The sequence below is a fragment of the Pseudomonas fluorescens genome (genome assembly GCF_902497745.1).
GTDB lineage: Bacteria > Pseudomonadota > Gammaproteobacteria > Pseudomonadales > Pseudomonadaceae > Aquipseudomonas > Aquipseudomonas fluorescens_BM.
In genome coordinates, this window is sequence record NZ_CABVHJ010000003.1 from 97,712 (window position 1) to 117,129 (window position 19,418).

Annotated in this window: 15 protein-coding genes and 4 tRNA genes; 8 read left to right on the forward strand and 11 right to left on the reverse strand. The window is 58.3% G+C overall.

Translation table 11 applies throughout. The features are described 5' to 3' along the window. Window positions 1-3: 3 nt before the first annotated feature. The 5 genes from F8N44_RS05540 to F8N44_RS05560 all read right to left on the reverse strand — a co-directional run bounded on the left by F8N44_RS05540 (window position 4) and on the right by F8N44_RS05560 (window position 2,105). A complete protein-coding gene (locus tag F8N44_RS05540) occupies window positions 4-1,365 on the reverse strand; it encodes a hypothetical protein (RefSeq protein ID WP_150649635.1) in 1,362 nt (453 codons plus the stop codon). Window positions 1,366-1,570: 205 nt separating this feature from the next. Next, window positions 1,571-1,647 (reverse strand) — tRNA-Asp (locus F8N44_RS05545). A 19-nt stretch (window positions 1,648-1,666) separates the two neighbouring features. Next, a tRNA-Val gene (locus F8N44_RS05550) sits at window positions 1,667-1,742 on the reverse strand. Between the two features lie 191 nt (window positions 1,743-1,933). Beyond that, window positions 1,934-2,010: transfer RNA gene (locus F8N44_RS05555), tRNA-Asp, on the reverse strand. A 19-nt stretch (window positions 2,011-2,029) separates the two neighbouring features. After that, window positions 2,030-2,105 (reverse strand) — tRNA-Val (locus F8N44_RS05560). A 159-nt stretch (window positions 2,106-2,264) separates the two neighbouring features. Here F8N44_RS05560 and rdgC point away from each other — a divergent pair. The 3 genes from rdgC (at window position 2,265) to sugE (ending at window position 4,732) form a co-directional block, all read left to right on the forward strand. Next, entirely contained in the window at window positions 2,265-3,185 is a 921-nt protein-coding gene (gene rdgC / locus F8N44_RS05565; protein ID WP_007919763.1) for a recombination-associated protein RdgC, read from the forward strand. A gap of 147 nt (window positions 3,186-3,332) precedes the next feature. Next, window positions 3,333-4,298 carry a bile acid:sodium symporter family protein gene (locus tag F8N44_RS05570; RefSeq protein ID WP_150649636.1) on the forward strand — a complete coding sequence of 322 codons (966 nt, stop codon included), beginning with the start codon at window positions 3,333-3,335 and terminating at the stop codon, window positions 4,296-4,298. A gap of 119 nt (window positions 4,299-4,417) precedes the next feature. Continuing rightward, window positions 4,418-4,732, forward strand: a complete 315-nt coding sequence (gene sugE, locus F8N44_RS05575; RefSeq protein WP_122597317.1) for a quaternary ammonium compound efflux SMR transporter SugE — start codon at window positions 4,418-4,420, stop codon at window positions 4,730-4,732. Between the two features lie 97 nt (window positions 4,733-4,829). Here sugE and F8N44_RS05580 read toward each other — a convergent pair whose 3' ends face one another. The 4 genes from F8N44_RS05580 to F8N44_RS05595 all read right to left on the reverse strand — a co-directional run bounded on the left by F8N44_RS05580 (window position 4,830) and on the right by F8N44_RS05595 (window position 9,610). Further along, window positions 4,830-6,704, reverse strand: a complete 1,875-nt coding sequence (locus F8N44_RS05580) for an MFS transporter (protein ID WP_150649637.1) — start codon at window positions 6,702-6,704, stop codon at window positions 4,830-4,832. A gap of 99 nt (window positions 6,705-6,803) precedes the next feature. After that, a complete protein-coding gene (locus F8N44_RS05585; RefSeq protein ID WP_150649638.1) occupies window positions 6,804-7,955 on the reverse strand; it encodes a TDT family transporter in 1,152 nt (383 codons plus the stop codon). Between the two features lie 105 nt (window positions 7,956-8,060). Next, complete coding sequence (locus tag F8N44_RS05590; RefSeq protein WP_123592718.1) at window positions 8,061-8,372, reverse strand: cupin domain-containing protein; 312 nt, start codon at window positions 8,370-8,372, stop codon at window positions 8,061-8,063. 50 nt (window positions 8,373-8,422) lie between these two features. After that, window positions 8,423-9,610 carry an MFS transporter gene (locus tag F8N44_RS05595; RefSeq protein WP_150649639.1) on the reverse strand — a complete coding sequence of 396 codons (1,188 nt, stop codon included), beginning with the start codon at window positions 9,608-9,610 and terminating at the stop codon, window positions 8,423-8,425. A gap of 91 nt (window positions 9,611-9,701) precedes the next feature. Between F8N44_RS05595 and F8N44_RS05600 the strand changes: the two genes are divergently transcribed. Further along, window positions 9,702-10,244 carry a TetR/AcrR family transcriptional regulator gene (locus F8N44_RS05600; RefSeq protein ID WP_150649640.1) on the forward strand — a complete coding sequence of 181 codons (543 nt, stop codon included), beginning with the start codon at window positions 9,702-9,704 and terminating at the stop codon, window positions 10,242-10,244. 220 nt (window positions 10,245-10,464) lie between these two features. Next, window positions 10,465-13,935, forward strand: coding sequence for a PAS domain-containing hybrid sensor histidine kinase/response regulator (locus F8N44_RS05605; protein WP_150649641.1), 3,471 nt, complete (start codon window positions 10,465-10,467; stop codon window positions 13,933-13,935). Between the two features lie 100 nt (window positions 13,936-14,035). Here the strand turns inward: F8N44_RS05605 and rmuC are convergent, their stop codons facing one another. Beyond that, complete coding sequence (gene rmuC, locus F8N44_RS05610; protein WP_177413894.1) at window positions 14,036-15,400, reverse strand: DNA recombination protein RmuC; 1,365 nt, start codon at window positions 15,398-15,400, stop codon at window positions 14,036-14,038. 175 nt (window positions 15,401-15,575) lie between these two features. Next, entirely contained in the window at window positions 15,576-15,899 is a 324-nt protein-coding gene (locus tag F8N44_RS05615; protein WP_150649643.1) for a sel1 repeat family protein, read from the reverse strand. A 962-nt stretch (window positions 15,900-16,861) separates the two neighbouring features. Between F8N44_RS05615 and F8N44_RS05625 the strand changes: the two genes are divergently transcribed. The 3 genes from F8N44_RS05625 (at window position 16,862) to F8N44_RS05635 (ending at window position 19,260) form a co-directional block, all read left to right on the forward strand. Continuing rightward, window positions 16,862-17,086, forward strand: a complete 225-nt coding sequence (locus tag F8N44_RS05625) for a hypothetical protein (RefSeq protein ID WP_034156218.1) — start codon at window positions 16,862-16,864, stop codon at window positions 17,084-17,086. Window positions 17,087-17,359: 273 nt separating this feature from the next. Then, complete coding sequence (locus tag F8N44_RS05630; protein ID WP_150649644.1) at window positions 17,360-17,842, forward strand: hypothetical protein; 483 nt, start codon at window positions 17,360-17,362, stop codon at window positions 17,840-17,842. A gap of 146 nt (window positions 17,843-17,988) precedes the next feature. Further along, window positions 17,989-19,260 carry an OmpP1/FadL family transporter gene (locus tag F8N44_RS05635; protein ID WP_150649645.1) on the forward strand — a complete coding sequence of 424 codons (1,272 nt, stop codon included), beginning with the start codon at window positions 17,989-17,991 and terminating at the stop codon, window positions 19,258-19,260. Window positions 19,261-19,418 lie beyond the last annotated feature (158 nt).

Below are 19,418 nucleotides of genomic sequence, written 5' to 3' on the forward strand. Positions count from 1 at the left end.
GTTTCATGATTGAAAAGAAGCCAGTTGATCGCCAGAAGACGAAGTTAGCTTGCCAAGAGTCGGCCACTTTTTGCTCGTTACCACGACACTCAAGGTGCCAACCGCCGCAACCTTGTCGATAAACGTTTGCGGGGATATTTGACCCAAGACCATTTTCTGCTCTAGCCCTTCGTCGAACTCCGCTAACAACCCTGTTATCAGCAACTTTTCAGGTTTGGCAAAGCGCAACACCGCCCCATCCGAAGTGACAAGAAACAAACGATGATGGGGGGCTACCAATAGTCGGCTGAGTCCGACCTTGAGGTCGGCAGGAGAGAAAAAGTGCTCATATCCCTCACCCGGCAAAGTGTCAGCGGCGAAGGGTTGGGCCGAATGATAAATGCCATGTACACGAAAGTCTCTGGGCAGCATCGGATTACCATGCTGATCCTTGGGAAACAGCATCGCCCGGTCAAAATCGGTGTAGTTGCTGAAACTCGGCGCTGTCGCGACAAACAAGTCCTCGGTTTTATGTTTGAGGATAAAACCCATCGATTGCCGGCCGGCTGACGTCTCCTGGTGTCGAAGGCGTAACTGAAGTGCAACTTCCCTGGCGCTTTGACAGACCGGGCCAAAGATCGGCATCCGTTCATTCATAGGCGTTTCTTGAAATGGGTCCGAGCGCCAACTGGCCTTGATCAGACCCCGCCTGCGCCAAAGGACACCCGGTACGACCACGGCCACCTCCCCAGCCGTTACAGCCAACAGAATCCAGATACTGCTCGGCACCAAGCCTCGCCCATACATACGTTCAAACATTCGCAATGCACCACTGCGATCTTTGGCAATTCTGGGGGCCAATTCCTTTTCAAATACCGAATTCTTTGAGGTGTACGACAGCAGGTTGCCGTCTACTGATAGATAGCACCTGGCGTACTGTCGATGTGGATTCATAACGTCCGACAGGTCGGATATAGAGAAAAAGCGATTGCGCTGGCTCCACTCCGATACACTTTCATCAATGCCTTGCTCGCTCGCGGGATGCAAACGGAAGACTGCTTCGACGGTATAGCCCTGTGGAACGTCGAGTTGATCGCTTGCACTTACCGGTACGACAAGCGAAGTCAGCGATTCGGGCTCTTCGTCATCGTCGATATCCTCACTGTTTTCGATAGGCGTTGCGTCGAGCTCTGAAGCCTCTGCAAAGTAGAAACGCCCGACTTCGCTTTTTAAGATGAACCAGCGAAGCTCGGTCCCCCGCTGAAAGGACAATAAGTCATGCAGGCAGGCAGCTGCATCATCACAGGTCAGGAAGGACGGGTTGTACGCCCGGAATGTTTTTTCTTGCGACTCTTCTGCGGCTTCTTTGGGAGGGGAAGTATCCATGCGCTCGGTCTCTCGGTAGGCAATTGAACCAATTCATGACACGAAATGAGTCATGAATAACGTTGCCCATTCTCCGAAAGCGGTACGCCTGGCAGGCACTACATAGTTATACGCAGCGAAAAATACCCAAACGCCAGACAGCAAAAAGCCCGCACAAGGCGGGCTTTCTGTGGAATCTGGCGTTCAGTGTTCCAGATTCCGAATATGGCGCAGCGGACGGGACTCGAACCCGCGACCCCCGGCGTGACAGGCCGGTATTCTAACCGACTGAACTACCGCTGCGCGAAACGCTTGAAACGAATGGTGGGTGATGACGGGATCGAACCGCCGACATTCTGCTTGTAAGGCAGACGCTCTCCCAGCTGAGCTAATCACCCTTCGCTTCGTTACGGGACGCATTATGCCACAAGTTTTCGTAAAGTGTTGATTTAATTGAAGTTTTTTTCAAATAAATCCGAAAACCAGTAAAACGACACATCCCGCGGGTACAACCTTGGAGCAGAAAAAAACCCGCCTTGGCGGGTTTTTCCGTGGTGACCTGGCGTTCAGTGGTCCAGGTTACCGAATATGGCGCAGCGGACGGGACTCGAACCCGCGACCCCCGGCGTGACAGGCCGGTATTCTAACCGACTGAACTACCGCTGCGCTAAACACTTGAAACGAATGGTGGGTGATGACGGGATCGAACCGCCGACATTCTGCTTGTAAGGCAGACGCTCTCCCAGCTGAGCTAATCACCCTTCGCTTCGGTGTGGCGCGCATTCTACGGAGCGACCCAACCTCTGGCAAGCACTTTTTTAAATAATTTTCTCAGGCCTTCCAAAGGCTTAGAGAAGGGTTGGCCTATGAGACGGCGAAGACAATAATGCCCCCCTTTGTATAAAGGAGAGACTCACCCCATGTGGTTCAAAAACCTGCTTATCTATCGCCTGACCCAAGACCTGCCTGTCGATGCCGAGGCGCTGGAAACTGCACTGGCCACCAAACTGGCGCGTCCATGTGCAAGCCAGGAGTTGACCACCTACGGTTTCGTCGCGCCGTTTGGCAAAGGCGAAGATGCTCCGCTGGTGCACGTCAGCGGTGACTTCCTGCTGATTTCCGCGCGTAAGGAAGAACGCATTCTGCCAGGCAGCGTCGTGCGCGACGCGGTCAAGGAAAAGGTCGAAGAGATCGAAGCCGAGCAGATGCGCAAGGTCTATAAGAAGGAACGCGATCAGATCAAGGATGAAATCATCCAGGCGTTCCTGCCGCGCGCCTTTATCCGTCGCTCGTCGACCTTCGCCGCCATCGCGCCGAAACAAGGCCTGATCCTGGTCAACTCGGCCAGCCCGAAACGCGCCGAAGACCTGCTGTCGACCCTGCGCGAAGTAATCGGCACCCTGCCCGTCCGTCCGCTGACGGTAAAAATGTCGCCAACCGCGACCATGACCGAGTGGGTCACCACGCAGAAAGCGGCCGATGACTTCTATGTACTGGACGAGTGCGAACTGCGCGACACCCACGAAGACGGCGGCATCGTCCGCTGCAAACGTCAGGACCTGACCAGCGAAGAAATCCAGCTGCACCTGAGCACCGGCAAAGTCGTGACTCAACTGTCGCTGGCCTGGCAGGACAAGTTGTCGTTCATGCTCGACGACAAGATGACCGTTAAACGCCTGAAGTTCGAAGATCTGCTACAGGATCAAGCAGAACAGGACGGCGGTGATGAGGCACTGGGTCAATTGGATGCCAGCTTCACCCTGATGATGCTGACTTTCGGCGATTTCCTGCCGGCGCTGGTTGAAGCGTTGGGTGGCGAAGAGACTCCTCAAGGCATCTAAAGCCGTGTGATATTTCAATGTGGGAGCGAGCTTGCTCGCGAAGGTGACCTGTCAGCCAACATTTAAGTTGAATGACACACCGCTTTCGCGAGCAGGCTCGCTCCCACAATTGGTTTGTGGTGTTCATTTAATAATAAGGATCGGGCCATGCGCGCACTGGCTGCACTGAGCCGCTTTGTCGGCAACACCTTCGCTTACTGGGTTCTGATTTTCGCTGTGATTGCGTTCCTGCAACCAGCATGGTTCCTCGGCCTGAAAAGCGCGATCGTACCGTTGCTCGGGCTTGTCATGTTCGGCATGGGCCTGACCCTCAAACTCGACGACTTCGCTGCCGTTGCCCGCCATCCGTGGCGTGTGGCGTTGGGCGTGGTTGCACATTTCGTGATCATGCCCGGTGTGGCGTGGTTGCTCTGCCAGGTGTTTCACCTGCCGCCGGAAATCGCCGTCGGGGTGATTCTGGTCGGTTGCTGCCCGAGTGGCACTTCTTCCAACGTCATGACCTGGCTGGCTCGCGGCGATCTGGCATTGTCGGTAGCTATCGCTGCCGTCACCACCCTCCTCGCCCCGCTGCTGACCCCGGCGCTGATCTGGCTGCTGGCTTCGGCGTGGCTGCCGGTGTCGTTCATGGAGCTGTTCTGGTCGATCCTGCAAGTGGTGTTGCTGCCGATCATTCTTGGCGTAGTTGCCCAGCGTTTGCTCGGCGACAAAGTGCGCCATGCGGTGGATGTGTTGCCGCTGGTGTCGGTGGTCAGCATCGTGATCATCGTGACTGCCGTAGTGGCTGCCAGTCAGGCAAAAATCGCCGAGTCCGGCCTGTTGATCATGGCCGTGGTGATGCTGCACAACAGCTTCGGTTATCTGCTGGGCTATTTCACCGGGCGCCTGTTCAAGTTGCCGTTGGCCCAGCGCAAATCGCTGGCACTGGAAGTCGGCATGCAGAACTCGGGGTTGGGCGCGGCATTGGCCAGTGCGCATTTTTCGCCATTGGCGGCGGTGCCAAGCGCGCTGTTCAGCGTCTGGCACAATATTTCCGGCGCACTGCTGTCGACGTACTTCCGACGCATGAGTGAAAAGCAGGATCGCGAGGCACTGTCGCAGCAAGCGGCCGACTGATCCCGAAACTTGATCCCCGGGTTAATGCTGGTCAAACTATCGCGCAACGCAGGGACGACCCTGCGGCTCGATCGAGTCATTAATCTGGGGACGACCCCGTCAATCGATGGAGGTCTCTCATGTCCTGGATCATTCTGTTTTTCGCCGGCCTGTTCGAAGTCGGCTGGGCCGTCGGCCTGAAATACACCGACGGCTTCACCCGCCCGCTCCCCACCGTTCTGACCATCGCGGCCATGGCCATCAGCCTGGGTTTGCTGGGCCTTGCGATGAAGGAGCTGCCGCTGGGCACGGCCTATGCGATCTGGACCGGTGTTGGTGCCGTGGGTACGGTGATTGCCGGAATTATTCTGTTCGGCGAGTCGATGGCGTTGATTCGGCTGGCCAGTGTGGCGTTGATCATTACCGGGTTGATTGGACTCAAGGTCAGCGCTTAAGCCACTACCGCTTTCGCGAGCAGGCTCACTCCTACAGGGAAACGCATTTCCAATGTAGGAGTGAGCCTGCTCGCGATGAGGCCCACACAATCACAGATTATCTGACTGCCCCGCGCAACTCCCCCACCAGAACGTGCAACTTCGCCGGCTCAGCCGCATCAACATCCACCGGCGATCCCGCCACCAACGTCACCCGCGACCACAACCGCCGAAACAATCCTTTATTCGGATCGCGGCTGAAGAAGCTCCCCCACAACCCCTGCAATGCCAGCGGAATCACCGGCACCGGCGTCTCCTCGAGAATCCGCGTCAGGCCACCCCGGAATTCGTTCATCTCGCCATCCGCCGTCAGCTTGCCTTCCGGGAAGATGCACACCAGCTCACCATCCTTCAGATATTGAGCAATCCGGGTGAAGGCCTTTTCGTAGATCTGGATGTCTTCGTTACGCCCGGCAATCGGAATTGTCCCCGCCGTGCGGAAGATAAAGTTCAGCACCGGCAGGTTGTAGATCTTGTAGTACATGACAAAGCGAATCGGCCGACGCACTGCGCCGCCAATCAGCAAGGCATCGACAAACGACACGTGGTTGCACACCAGCAATGCCGCGCCTTCATCGGGAATCGCTTCAAGATTGCGATGCTCGACGCGGTACATGGAATGGCTGAGCAGCCAGATCATGAAGCGCATGCTGAACTCGGGGACGATCTTGAAGATGTAGGCGTTGACGCCAATGTTCAGCAGCGACACCACGAGGAACAACTGCGGGATCGACAGCTTGGCCACACTCAGCAGCACGATCGAGACGATGGCTGATACCACCATAAACAACGCGTTGAGAATGTTGTTGGCGGCAATCACCCGCGCGCGCTCGTTTTCAGCGGTACGTGACTGGATCAAGGCATACAGCGGCACTATGTAGAAACCACCGAAGATGCCGAGGCCAAGAATATCGATCAACACCGCCCAGGTGTGCACGAAGCCCAGCACCTCAATCCAGCTATGGCCAGTGACACTGTCGGGAATTCCGCCGGAGTGCCACCACAGCAGCAGGCCGAACACAGTCAGACCAAATGAGCCGAACGGCACCAGGCCGATCTCGACCTTGCGCCCGGACAGTTTCTCGCAAAGCATCGAACCCAGCGCGATACCGACCGAGAACACCGTGAGAATCAGCGTTACAACAGTTTCATCACCGTGCATCCATTCCTTGGCGTAGGCCGGAATCTGCGTCAGGTAAATCGCCCCGACAAACCAGAACCACGAGTTGCCGACTATCGAACGCGATACCGCCGGCGTCTGGCCCAAACCGAGTTTCAACGTGGCCCACGACTGGCTGAAGATATTCCAGTTCAGACGCATCTCCGGGGAGGACGCCGCTGCGCGCGGGATGCTGCGGCTGGCCAGATAACCCAGCACGGCAATCCCGACGATCGCGCAGGACACCAACGGCGCATAGTGCGAGGAAGACATGATGACCCCGGCACCAATCGTCCCGGCAAGAATCGCCAGAAACGTGCCCATTTCCACCAGGCCGTTGCCGCCCACCAGTTCATCCTCGCGCAAGGCCTGCGGCAGAATCGAATACTTCACCGGCCCGAATAGCGCCGAGTGGGTGCCCATGGCAAACAGCGCCACCAGCATCAACGACAAATGATCGAAGAGGAAACCGACCGATCCCACGGCCATGATCGCGATTTCCGCGAGCTTGATCAGACGGATCAGCGCGTCCTTGGCGAACTTTTCGCCAAATTGCCCGGCCAGCGCCGAGAACAGGAAGAACGGCAGGATAAACAGCAGCGCACACAGGTTGACCCAGATCGAACGGTCACCCTCGATGGTCAGCCGATAAAGAATGGCGAGAATCAGCGACTGCTTGAATACGTTGTCGTTGAACGCGCCAAGTGACTGCGTGATGAAGAACGGCAGGAAGCGCCGGGTGCGCAGCAGGTTGAACTGTGAGGGGTGACTCATCTTCCGTGTTTCCCTGATGTTTAAGGTAGAGAGGCCTGGGTACTGCTTATTGGATTCTCGAAGCGCGATCCAGGCCACACCTTACCTAAACTTTTCAGGTTATTTCTTCAAACCTGCGATGCACGGCGAGACAAACAGCTCGCCACGCCAGGCGCCCTGCACGGTGCGCTTGCCGACGATCAGCCACATCACCGCCAGGAACATCACCAACAGTGTGCCGACGATGCTGAAAAACGTCAGGTTCAGGGTGCTCGCCAGTTTCAGGGTTGCCAGCGAGTACACACCCAACGGGAAGGTGAATCCCCACCAGCCGAGGTTGAACGGGATGCCGTCACGCAAGTAACGCACGGTGATCAACAGCGCCATCAGCATCCACCACAGACCAAAGCCCCACAGGGTAATCCCGGCAATAAGCCCCAGACCCGAAGCGATCTCGCCGATGCCCGGCAGACCGTTCGCCGCGAAAATCGCTGGCGCATCACCACCCAGCAGCAACATGCCCAGCGCTCCGGTGCCGATCGGACCGAGTGCGAGCCAGCTCGAAGCGGCCATGTTTTCGTGGGGCAGTTTGTGTAGAGCCATGCGCAGCAGCAGGATTGTCAGAATGCTGAACGCTACCGGTAGGGAAAAGGCCCAGAGCACGTAGCTCGTCGTCAGCACCACCAGTTGCGAGTGGGCATCACTGAGATGCGGTGCGAGCAAACCACCGCTGGCCGCCGCCACTTCTGCCGCCACCACCGGCAGCAGCCAAACGGCGGTCATCTGGTCGATGCTGTGTTCCTGACGGGTAAACATCATGTACGGAATCAACACGCCGCAAGCCAGCGACATGGCCACATCGATCCACCACAGCACTTCGGCGAGATGAATCACACCGTCGCCCCAACGCGGCAGACCAAACAATAAAAAGCCGTTGATGATCGTCGCCAGCCCCATAGGAATCGTGCCGAAGAACATCGATACCGTGGAGTGACCGAAGATCCGCCGCGCTTCATCGAAGAACAAGATCCAGCGCGCAGCGTAGGCAGCGGTAAACAGGCTGAACAACAGAATGTTGAACAACCACAAACCTTCAGCGATGGCGTGCAGGCCTGGAATGGCCAAGGGCAATTGCGCCAGCGCCAATGCCAACACACCCGTGCCCATGGTGGCGGCGAACCAGTTCGGGGTGAACTGGCGGATCACTTCGCGCGGATGCTGAAGCTGGCGGAACGGCTTGATGCCGGGTTTGGTGCTGTTGGGGCAAATCATCATGAACTCCTGTCCTCTGGTGAGGTTGAGTCCATGGTAGAACCGAATCGAATATCTATATAACGGGTAATTTCTCTAACTGTTATCTGTTTTATCAATAAGCAGTTAAATGCTGCCTTCGCTCTCGATCACCAGAATCCGCGCTGCGCCTTGCGGATGGGCGACGTGCTCGGTGCCGACGCTCGCGTAGAAGATGTCACCGACATCCAGTTGCACCTGCTTTTCTTCGCCCTGCTCGCGGTAATGCATCAGCACTTGGCCGTCGAGCACCACGAACACTTCCTCGCCATCGTTGACGTGCCATTTGTACGGCTGATCCGTCCAGTGCAGGCGCGTGGTGATGCCGTTCATGTTGGCGATGTCCAGCGCGCCCCAGGCGCGCTCGGCGGTGAAGGTCTTGCTGCGAATAATCTTCATGAGTCGATCCGTGAGAACAAGGTGGCCAAGGCTAACCGAAACCGCAACGCTTATGGAGCGCTGCACGCCTTGGCTGCCACGGGACGCAGACTGAGCAACAGTGCGCCGACGGCCAACACAATCAACACCACCCCGTACCCATCAGTGGTCGCCAGCAAACCGTAGCTGCGCGACAAGTGCCCGGCGAGCAACGCCGGCAGGCAGAACGCCAGATAACTGAGCACGTAATACGCCGCCATCAATCCCGCGCGCTCATGTGGCAAGGCCAGCGGCACCAGACTGCGCACGGCGCCGAGAAAACCCGAACCGAAGCCGCAACCGGCCACCAGCGTGCCGAGGAAAAACAATGCCAGGCTGGCGCTGTGCACACCCAGCAGAATCAACACCAGACCGATCGGCAACAGGCTTGCACCCAACTGCAACGCCCGTACGGCAGGACGATTGCGCAGCGTGAAAATCATCAATGCTCCGGTCACCGTCAAGGCTGCCACGGTCGCGCCGCCGATCAGGTTGGACGTCGAGCCGGTGGCGGTGCGCACCAGCGATGGCGCCAACGATGCATAGAAACCGCCGAGCGCCCAGGTTGCGGTGTTCAAAGGCAGGACTCGCCACAAGGTTGAGCGCGCTTGAACCGTCACATGCAACGTGGGTCGTAGCGAGGCCCACGCGCCTGCCTGAGGCGAGACACTTTCCGGCAAGCGCCAGACATAGACGCCCTGCAACACAAAGAGCGCGAGCAGCAGCCAATAGGTCAGTTGCAACGGCGCCGGCGCAAACTCGGCCAGCAAACCGCAGCCCATACCGCCCAATGCCATACCGAGCAACGGTGCAACACTGTTGATCAGCGGCCCTTGCTGACGATCAGTGTCGAGCAATGTCGCGCTTAAAACAGCGGTGGCCATGCCAGTGGCAAACCCTTGCAGAACTCGCGCGCTGATCAGCCATGCCACGCTGTCGGCATAGATAAACAGCAGCATCGCCAAGGCGTTTAGCAGCACGGCGGTGAAGATCACCGGTTTGCGTCCAAGGTGATCGGACAGCGAGCCGACGGTTAATAAGGCCGCCAACAGACTGAGCGCATAAACGCCGAAGATCAGCGTCAGCACCGCAGCGGAAAAGTGCAGTTCATCCTGATACAGGTGATACAACGGCGTCGGCGCCGTGGAGGCGGCGAGAAAACTGAGTAAAGTGATCGCCAGAAACCACAGGCTGGATCGATTGGAAGCAAGGCTGTTCATGTGCACACTCCGCAAAAGCTAATTTTTTGCTTTTGCGGAGTGTGCTACCGCCTCGCGCTTAAAGCAAATTCTTTGTGTTAAGGTCTGCGCCATGGCTATTAAAGAAGGTTTACGCCCCGGCGGCCGCAGTGCCCGGGTGCAAGATGCAATTCATTCGGCAGTCCGCGCGCTTTTGCAAGAACAGGAGCGTTCGACCGTGACCGTCCCGCAGATCGCCGCACGTGCGGGGGTTACGCCATCGACGATTTATCGGCGTTGGGGGGACTTGTCGGCGTTGTTGGCCGACGTCGCCCTCGCCCGCATGCGCCCGGACAGCGAGCCGGCGCAAACCGGCAGCTTGCGCAGCGATATTCGTGCGTGGGCCGAGCAGTATCTCGATGAGATGAGTTCGGAGCCTGGGCGCAACATGATGCGCGACGTACAAGCCAGCGCTACGCCGGGGTATTGCGTGACGATCATTGGCGCGCAATTGCAGACAATCATTGAGCGGCACCCGAATGAGGCGGCGCCGAGTGTTGATCGGTTGATCAATCTGGTGGTGGCGCCGGTGGTGTTCCGGATCCTGTTTTCGGCGGCGGCGCTGGAGGTGGATGAGCTTCATCGTCTGATCGATATTGCGCTGCGTCAGGACTGACGCCTTCGCGAGCAGGCTCGCTCCCACAGTGGAATGCATCTCATATGTGTGCGAGCCTGCTCGCGAAGGGCCCCACCCGGTCACCCCAGAAACCGACCGGTTCCCCACCTGCGACACCCCGCCACGCCACGACCTTGGTCGACACTGACTAACCGCCCCGCGCATGCGAGACTGTCCGCCCGGGCAGGAGTGCCGGGGAGTCTTTTGTCGGGAGTGTTGCATGTCGCTGTCCACCGGGCTGATCGCCGCCGTCGCCCTGGCCTATATGGCCATCATGTTCGCCATCGCCTTCTACGGCGACCGCCGCAGCGCGCCGTTGCCGCCGCGTATGCGTGCCTGGGTGTACAGCCTGTCGCTGGCGGTTTACTGCACCAGCTGGACGTTCTTCGGCGCGGTCGGCCAGGCAGCCGAACAACTGTGGTCATTCCTGCCGATTTACCTCGGGCCGATCCTGCTGTTGGTGGGCGCGCCGTGGGTCCTGCAGAAAATGGTGATGATCAGCAAGCAGGAGAACATCACCTCGATCGCGGACTTTATCGCCGCACGTTACGGCAAATCGCAATCGCTGGCGGTGGTCGTTGCGCTGATCTGTCTGGTCGGCGTCCTTCCTTATATCGCCCTGCAACTCAAAGGCATCGTCCTCGGCGTGAACCTGTTGATCGGTGCCGGTGCCGACGCCATGGGCACTCGCGCTCAGGACACCGCACTGATCGTGTCGCTGGTGCTGGCGCTGTTCACCATCGTTTTCGGTACGCGCAACCTCGACGCCACCGAGCACCACCGCGGCATGGTGCTGGCGATTGCCTTCGAATCGCTGGTCAAACTGTTCGCCTTTCTCGCCGTCGGCGCCTTCGTCACGTATGGGCTGTATGACGGTTTCGAAGACCTGTTCAACCAGGCCATGCTCGCCCCGCGACTTGAGGAATACTGGAAAGAAACCATCAACTGGCCGTCGATGGTGGTGCAGACCGGCGTGGCGATGATGGCGATCATCTGCCTGCCCCGGCAATTTCACGTCACCGTGGTGGAGAACATCGATCCGCAGGATCTGCGTCTGGCCAAATGGGTGTTTCCGGCCTACCTCGCACTGGCTGCTTTGTTTGTAGTCCCGATCGCTTTAGCCGGTCAGATGATGTTGCCCAGCGACGTACTGCCAGACTCCTTCGTGATCAGCCTGCCCTTGGCGCAGGCGCATCCGGCACTCGCGATGCTGGCGTTTATCGGCGGCGCGTCGGCGGCCACGGGCATGGTGATTGTCGCCAGCGTGGCGCTATCGACCATGGTCTCCAACGACATGCTGTTGCCGTGGTTGCTGCGCCGCAATAACGCCGAGCGCCCGTTCGAAGTGTTCCGTCAGTGGATGCTCTCGGTGCGCCGGGTGAGCATCGTGGTGATTCTGTTGCTGGCCTACGTCAGCTATCGCTTGCTCGGCTCGACCGCTAGCCTGGCGACCATCGGCCAGATTGCCTTTGCGGCAGTCACCCAACTGGCACCGGCCATGCTCGGCGCCTTGTACTGGAAACAGGCCAACCGTCGCGGCGTTTTCGCAGGTTTGGCTGCGGGCACTTTCCTCTGGTTTTACACGCTGATTCTGCCGATTGCCGCGCACAGTCTCGGTTGGTCGCTGAGCAGTTTTCCGGGGCTGGCGTGGCTGCACAGCAATCCGCTGAACCTGCCGATTACCCCGCTGACCCAAGGTGTGGTGCTGTCGCTGGCCGGTAACTTCACACTGTTCGCCTGGGTCTCGGTGCTGTCGCGCACACGCGTCTCGGAGCACTGGCAGGCCGGGCGTTTCATCGGTCAGGAAATCAGCGCGCGGCCGAGCGCACGCTCGATGCTGGCGGTGCAGATCGACGACTTGCTGCAACTGGCGGCACGCTTCGTCGGTGAGGAACGTGCGCGCCAGAGTTTTATTCGCTTCGCCTATCGCCAGGGCAAAGGCTTCAACCCGAACCAGAATGCCGACGGCGAATGGATTGCTCATACCGAGCGTTTGCTGGCCGGTGTGCTTGGCGCTTCTTCGACGCGTGCTGTAGTAAAAGCCGCCATCGAAGGTCGGGAAATGCAACTGGAGGACGTAGTCCGCATCGCCGACGAAGCTTCTGAAGTGCTGCAGTTCAACCGCGCGCTGTTGCAAGGCGCGATCGAAAACATCACCCAAGGTATCAGCGTGGTCGACCAGTCGCTGAAACTGGTGGCGTGGAACCGGCGTTATCTGGAATTGTTCAACTACCCGGATGGCTTGATCAGCGTCGGCCGGCCGATTGCCGACATCATTCGCTACAACGCCGAGCGTGGTCTGTGCGGCCCCGGTGAAGCCGAAGTGCACGTTGCCCGCCGTTTGCACTGGATGCGTCAGGGCCGCGCCCACACGTCTGAGCGGCTGTTCCCCAACGGCCGAGTGATCGAGCTGATCGGTAACCCAATGCCCGGTGGCGGTTTCGTTATGAGCTTCACTGATATCACCGCATTCCGCGAAGCCGAGCAGGCGCTGACCGAAGCCAACGAAGGGCTGGAGCAACGGGTCAGCGAGCGCACCCAGGAACTGTCGCAACTCAACGTCGCGCTGACCGAAGCCAAGGGCACCGCCGAAGCCGCCAACCAGTCGAAAACCCGCTTCCTCGCCGCCGTCAGCCATGACTTGATGCAGCCGCTGAACGCCGCCCGACTGTTCTCCGCCGCCCTCTCCCATCAGGACGACGGCTTGAGCGGCGAGGCGCAGAAACTGGTGCAGCATCTCGACAGTTCGTTGCGCTCGGCCGAGGATTTGATCAGTGATCTGCTGGATATTTCCCGACTGGAAAACGGCAAGATCAACCCGGATCGCAAGCCGTTTGCGGTCAATGAGCTGTTCGATATTCTCGGCGCCGAGTTCAAGGCATTGGCGCAGGAACAAGGCCTGACCTTCCGCGTGCGCGGCAGCCATTTGCGCATCGACAGCGACATCAAATTGCTGCGCAGGATTTTGCAGAACTTCCTCACCAACGCGTTCCGCTACGCCAAAGGTCCGGTGTTGCTGGGCGTACGCCGCCGGGGCGGCGAACTGTGTCTGGAAGTGTGGGATCGCGGACCAGGCATTCCGGAAGACAAACAACAGGTGATATTCGAGGAGTTCAAGCGCCTCGACAGTCATCAGACCCGCGCCGAAAAAGGCCTCGGGCTGGGTTTGGCGATTGCCGATGGTTTGTGTCGCGTACTCGGGCATACCTTGCGTGTGCGCTCGTGGCCGGGGCGCGGCAGCGTGTTCAGTGTCAGCGTGCCGCTGGCCCGCTCCCAAGCCGTGCCGGTCAGCGCCGCTGTCGAACTGAATGGCAAGTTGCTGAGCGGCGCGCAGGTGCTGTGCATCGACAATGAAGACAGCATTCTGATCGGCATGAACAGCCTGCTGAGCCGCTGGGGCTGCCAGGTGTGGACTGCGCGCAATCGTGAGGAATGTGCGGCGTTGTTGAACGACGGCGTGCGACCGCAACTGGCGTTGGTCGACTATCACCTCGATCACGGTGATACCGGCACCGAGTTGATGGCGTGGTTACGCACCACGTTGGGCGAGCCGGTGCCGGGGGTGGTGATCAGTGCTGACGGGCGACCGGAGATGGTTGCGCAGGTGCATGCGGCGGGGCTGGATTATCTGCCGAAACCGGTGAAACCGGCGGCGCTGCGGGCGTTGTTGAGTCGGTATTTGCCGCTCTAAATATGTATGCGCTGCACTGGCCTCTTCGCGAGCAGGCTCGCTCCCACATTGGAATGCATTTCAAATTGTGGGAGCGAGCCTGCTCGCGAAGCTTTTGGGGTTACTCGGGGAGTTCGACGAGACCATCGACATCGGTCATCGCCCGCTCCAGCAAATCCGCCGGCAAACTCTTGCTCGCCCGCGCGCCGAGCAATTTCAGCTGCTCACTGCGACTGACCAGATTGCCGCGCCCCTCTGTCAGCTTGTTACGCGCCGAGCTGTAGGCTTTATCCAACTGCTGCAGACGATTGCCGACCTCGTCGAGATCCTGAATAAACAGCACGAACTTGTCGTACAGCCACCCGGCGCGCTCGGCGATTTCCCGGGCGTTCTGGCTCTGACGCTCCTGCTTCCACAGACTGTCGATCACGCGCAGAGTCGCCAGCAAGGTGGTCGGGCTGACGATGACGATGTTGCGGTCGAAGGCTTCCTGAAACAGCGATGGCTCCGCCTGCAACGCCGCCGAAAACGCCGCTTCGATCGGCACGAAGAGCAAAACGAAATCGAGGCTGTGCAGGCCTTCCAGGCGTTTGTAGTCCTTGCCGGCCAAGCCTTTGACGTGATTACGCAACGACAGCACATGCTGCTTGATTGCGATCTGCCCAAGGGTGTCATCGTCGGCAGCCACGTATTGCTGATAGGCGGTGAGACTCACCTTGGAGTCCACCACCACTTGCTTGTCGCCCGGCAGATAGATGATCACGTCAGGCTGGAAGCGCTCGCCATCCGGGCCCTTGAGGTTTACCTGAGTCTGATACTCGCGACCCTTCTCCAGACCGGCGTGTTCAAGTACCCGTTCGAGAATCAGCTCCCCCCAGTTGCCTTGGGTTTTCTGGCCTTTGAGGGCACGGGTCAGGTTGGTGGCTTCGTCGCTCAGACGCAGATTGAGTGCCTGCAAGCGCTCCAGCTCCTTGGCCAGCGAGAAGCGCTCGCGGGCTTCGGCCTGATAGCTTTCTTCCACACGCTTTTCAAAGGATTGAATGCGTTCTTTCAGCGGATCGAGCAACTGGCCGAGTCGTTGCTGACTGGTCTCGGCAAAGCGCTGTTCACGCTCATCGAAGATCTTGCCAGCCAGCTCGGCAAACTGCGCACGCAGTTCATCACGCGAGCCTTGCAGGTCGCTGAGGCGTTGCTGGTGGCTTTCCTGTTGCTCGCGCAGCTCGGCGTTCAGCGAAGCGGCCTGTGCGTCGAGGCGGCGCAGTTCAGCTTCCTTGTTGGCGCGTTCGAGGTTCCAGGCGTGGGAGGCGTCACGGGCATCGTCACGCTCGATCTGCAGCAGTTCGACTTCCCGGCGCAGAGCGGCCAGATCAGCCTGTTTGGCGGCGTTGGCCTGGCCAAGATCGGCGATTTCATCACGGCTGGCGTCGAGCTGCGCGTTGAGTCCGTCCTGCGCCAGTTGCGCCATGGCCAGCCGTTCTTCGAGCAAAGCGACCTCAGCCTGGCCGCTGCTCGCCCGGCGTTGCAGTTGCCAGGCCAGCGCCAACAGTGGCAGTCCCGCCCCTGCAAGGCCCAGCAAGACGCTGGTCAAGTCCATAGCCATAGCCACTCCCGCCGATCTTATAAAGCCTGAAGGTTAACCAAGGTGTCAGGTCTTGGACAGCTCAGTCTTCGAGCAGACCCAGCTCCTGCTGCGCGCGACGATCGCCGGCACGAGCGGCCTGCCGCAGCAGATCCTGACCGATGCGCCGATCACGGGCGTTACCACACTCACGGCACATCAACTGCCCAAGACGGCTTTGCGCGGCCACCACACCTTCCCGTGCCGGTTGCTTGAGGAGGCGGCCAGCAAGGTGTTTGGCATTATGACTGTCGCTCAGGCGCGGGCTGTCGAGCAGCCACTCTGCAACACGAACGGAAAATCGCTTGGGCGAGGTAACAGGAGAAGGTTGTGAGGTAACAGAGTCTGATACTGAGCGAAACTTCATAAAGCACTGCGGGACGAATCGGAAGGCGCGCCACTCTACTCTCTTTTTCTTACAGGTAAAGTCGAAAAACAACCCGGCACGCCCGTCCTAGAGCAAGCGCTCGGGACAATCCACAGAAGCTGTGGATAACTCAGTGGACAACCGCTCTCCAACCCTCGCAAAGCCTTATGGAATGGGGCTCGCAGTCAAACTGACGATTTTTTCACCAACAAAAAAAAGCGATGTTTTTCATTGACTTAAACTTTCGATACAGGCAGCCATCGGGGTCAGGATTGATGTGACAATGCCGTTACAGCTTGCGCAACTAATGTGCACAAGTACCTGTTACCCGGTTATATCGGTGCGCTTTTTCGGGTCGTTTTGGCAGTCGGTCTGGGGATAAGCCAGTCTGGCGCACGCTTTGATGAAGATATCTTCACCGACCGGCGGTCAAAAAATGCGCCAATTACGCGCAATCGAGCGACCGGCAAAGCAGACTCGGTCAGTCACTGCAATCTTTTTCCACAGGAAGTTTGCGTTACCGGTTTCGATCCGTTAGTATCCGCGGCGTTAGTACCAAGCTGAAAGTCAATTCCGGTCGAACATATCCCCACGGTCAGCCTTCTACCAAGAAGCCTTATCGAAAAAAGCGGGACCGACCCCTCGATGGTTTCCAGGTAAATCTTGCGACAACACTGCCTTCCAATGATGCGAAGGGTGTTGCGAAGACCACTTACTCTGACCGAACCAACCTGCAAATTGATCAGGATCTTCACCCCGGGCCCAGAACCTTTGCCCTCGTTGTGCTGCCTGCCCTCCTAAGTACCTACCTGCCAGCCCAAGCGCGCCAACTTAATTGCGCTTCAAACTGGCTGCTTTGTTCCAGTCGGGTTCTTCGTTCGACCAATGGTGGTCGACGTTACTGGAACGTTTTAACGTTGCACGGTTCTTATCCGTGTCATTTGTAGGAACACCTAATAACTATGTCTACTCAAATCCACACTCAGGATGCCATTCGCACCCTAACCAACGCTTTTGCACCAATGAACTGCCTGATCATGGCCGCTCGCAAAGGCTGCTTCAGCTTCACACTGGTCAACGAACACGGTATCGCCCGCCACAGCGAGCGTCTGTACCCCGATCAGTACTCCAGCGCCGAACCGCTGCAGGCCGTGATCGACCGTACCCGTCAGGCATTGATTGCCTGAGAGCCGAAAAGGCTGCAAAAGCAAAAGCCTCGCACACAATGCGGGGCTTTTTATTGCCCGATGTTTCACTTTTTGCCCTTGGCGCCTAAGCACCAATGGGTATAACGGTTATAACTCGGAGCCGGAAATATTTTAAAAACAGGCCTTTACGTCGCGAATATGACACTACACTTCAACTCAAGCGGCGTGATCCGCTTGCGGCGAGCCTGAACCGATCCACTGCTGCCAAGCCCCCTTCAGGACTCGCCACTCCTAACAAGATCCGAGGGTTTTATGGGTATCGCTGCCAGCGAACTGTGTCGATATGTGATCCGTCCAACGCTGATCTATCTGGGACGTCACTGCGCCACCGCCGAATCATTGCTGCTGGGCATCGCCGCCAGCCAGTCGGCCCTCGGATCCGCCCTGCATGACCGCCGTGGCCACGGCCTCTACCGCATCGCCGAGCATCGCCACCAAGCCCTGTGGGATGACTATCTGGCGCTCGATCCGGAACGCGCCAGCCTGGTTCGCGGCCTCGCCAGTCAGCATGCATTCCTGACCGGCCCACACCTGGAATTGACGGTAAATCTGCGTTACGCCACCGCCATCGCGTGGCTCCTGATTGAAGAGCAAAACCCCACCCTCCCCGATCCGAACGATTTGCTCGCAATGGCGCGAATCTGGCGTCAGACCTTTCAACCCCAGGGTCGTCTGCGTGATTTCACTTACGCATGGCGCACCTGTGTTTCACCGGTGAATCAGGTCGCGTGCTGACCGACCGGTTTCCGAAGATCTGCCAACAGGCCGCGAATCTGGTCTGATTGTCCTACAAAACCGCTCTAACTCAAGGCATACGGACTATAGCGCTGGGACGAAAATGTTGGTAATTTTCGCCCCGGTGATCACCAGGAGTTCTAATAATGAAAAAAGTCATGCTCAAAACCACCCTTAGCCTCGCCGTTACCCTCGCCTCCACGCAAATTTTCGCGGCCGGCTTTGCCCTCAACGAACAAAGCATCAGTGGGATGGGGACTGGTTTTGCCGGGCGATCTTCTTCTGCCGACGACGCAAGCACTGTTTATGGCAACCCTGCCGGCATGTCGCGCATCAAGCGCGAACAGGTTACCGGTGGCGTAGCCGTTGTCGATGCTCACACCGATATCAGCAATGCCAGTTCCAGCCCCAATGGCGGCAGCAACAAGGGCGATATGGTGCCCTTCACCGCTGTACCTATGGGCTTCTACGTCAAACCGATTGATGATCACTGGGCATTCGGCCTCGGCGTTTATGTGCCGTTCGGCCTGATCACTGATTATGAAAACGGCTTTGCCGGCCGTTACTTCGGCAGCAAGTCCGAAGTGCAAGTCATCACTTTCCAACCGACCGTCAGCTACGCCTTCAACGACAAGGTGTCGATCGGTTTCGGCCCAACCATCAACCGCATTGACGGTTCGCTGGAATCCAACCTGTCGATCACCCAAGCCCTGCCGGACGGCAAGGTCAAGATCAAGGGTGACGACACCGCTGTGGGCTACAACGTCGGCCTGCTGGTACAAGCCACCGACACCACTCGCGTGGGCCTGACCTATCACTCGAAAGTCGACTATAAACTCGAAGGCAACACCAAGGTCAACTACGGCGCACTGGCCGCAGTCGGTCTGGGCGCCAGCCAGAAGTACGACGCTTCGCTGAAGATCACCACACCTGAATCGGTCGACCTCTCGGTTACCCAAGCGATCAACGATCGCTGGAACGTGTATGCCGGTACCACCTGGACCCGTTGGAGCCAGCTGGAAAAAATCACCGTGAAAAACTCTGGCGTTCAGCCGCTGCTGGCCGGCCAGTTCGGTTCGATCAACGAAGACCAGAACTGGCATGATTCCTGGGCGTACGCCGTGGGTACGTCGTATCAGTTGAACAAGGAATGGGTATTGCGTACCGGTCTGACCTTCGACCAGTCGCCGACCAATAACGAAGACCGGTCGCCACGCATTCCGACTGGCGACCGCACCATCTTCAGTATCGGTGCCGGCTGGAGCCCGACCGACGACTTGACCATCGATGTCGCTTACTCGTACCTGAAGGAAGAGTCGGTGAAGATCCGCAACGAAAACAATCGTGGCCAGACCTACGACGCCAAGTATGAAAACTCGGCAAACGGTTTCGGTGTCGGCGCGACTTACCGCTTCTGATGCTGCGCGGCGAGGCTGACCCCTCGCCCACAAAAAAGCCCCGCTCTCTTTGCAGAGGCGGGGCTTTTTTATGCCTGAAATTTGTGGGATCTGTAGGAGCTGTCGAGTGCAACGAGGCTGCGATCTTTTGATCTGTTTTTTAAAGTCAAAAGATCGCA

What these genes read in the sequence shown, in the direction of transcription:
- F8N44_RS05540 (WP_150649635.1), bottom strand. Translation starts at nt 1,365, where the DNA reads ATGGATACTTCCCCTCCCAAAGAAGCCGCAGAAGAGTCGCAAGAAAAA.
- rdgC (WP_007919763.1), top strand. Translation starts at nt 2,265, where the DNA reads ATGTGGTTCAAAAACCTGCTTATCTATCGCCTGACCCAAGACCTGCCT.
- F8N44_RS05570 (WP_150649636.1), top strand. Translation starts at nt 3,333, where the DNA reads ATGCGCGCACTGGCTGCACTGAGCCGCTTTGTCGGCAACACCTTCGCT.
- sugE (WP_122597317.1), top strand. Translation starts at nt 4,418, where the DNA reads ATGTCCTGGATCATTCTGTTTTTCGCCGGCCTGTTCGAAGTCGGCTGG.
- F8N44_RS05580 (WP_150649637.1), bottom strand. Translation starts at nt 6,704, where the DNA reads ATGAGTCACCCCTCACAGTTCAACCTGCTGCGCACCCGGCGCTTCCTG.
- F8N44_RS05585 (WP_150649638.1), bottom strand. Translation starts at nt 7,955, where the DNA reads ATGATTTGCCCCAACAGCACCAAACCCGGCATCAAGCCGTTCCGCCAG.
- F8N44_RS05590 (WP_123592718.1), bottom strand. Translation starts at nt 8,372, where the DNA reads ATGAAGATTATTCGCAGCAAGACCTTCACCGCCGAGCGCGCCTGGGGC.
- F8N44_RS05595 (WP_150649639.1), bottom strand. Translation starts at nt 9,610, where the DNA reads ATGAACAGCCTTGCTTCCAATCGATCCAGCCTGTGGTTTCTGGCGATC.
- F8N44_RS05600 (WP_150649640.1), top strand. Translation starts at nt 9,702, where the DNA reads ATGGCTATTAAAGAAGGTTTACGCCCCGGCGGCCGCAGTGCCCGGGTG.
- F8N44_RS05605 (WP_150649641.1), top strand. Translation starts at nt 10,465, where the DNA reads ATGTCGCTGTCCACCGGGCTGATCGCCGCCGTCGCCCTGGCCTATATG.
- F8N44_RS05615 (WP_150649643.1), bottom strand. Translation starts at nt 15,899, where the DNA reads ATGAAGTTTCGCTCAGTATCAGACTCTGTTACCTCACAACCTTCTCCT.
- F8N44_RS05625 (WP_034156218.1), top strand. Translation starts at nt 16,862, where the DNA reads ATGTCTACTCAAATCCACACTCAGGATGCCATTCGCACCCTAACCAAC.
- F8N44_RS05630 (WP_150649644.1), top strand. Translation starts at nt 17,360, where the DNA reads ATGGGTATCGCTGCCAGCGAACTGTGTCGATATGTGATCCGTCCAACG.
- F8N44_RS05635 (WP_150649645.1), top strand. Translation starts at nt 17,989, where the DNA reads ATGAAAAAAGTCATGCTCAAAACCACCCTTAGCCTCGCCGTTACCCTC.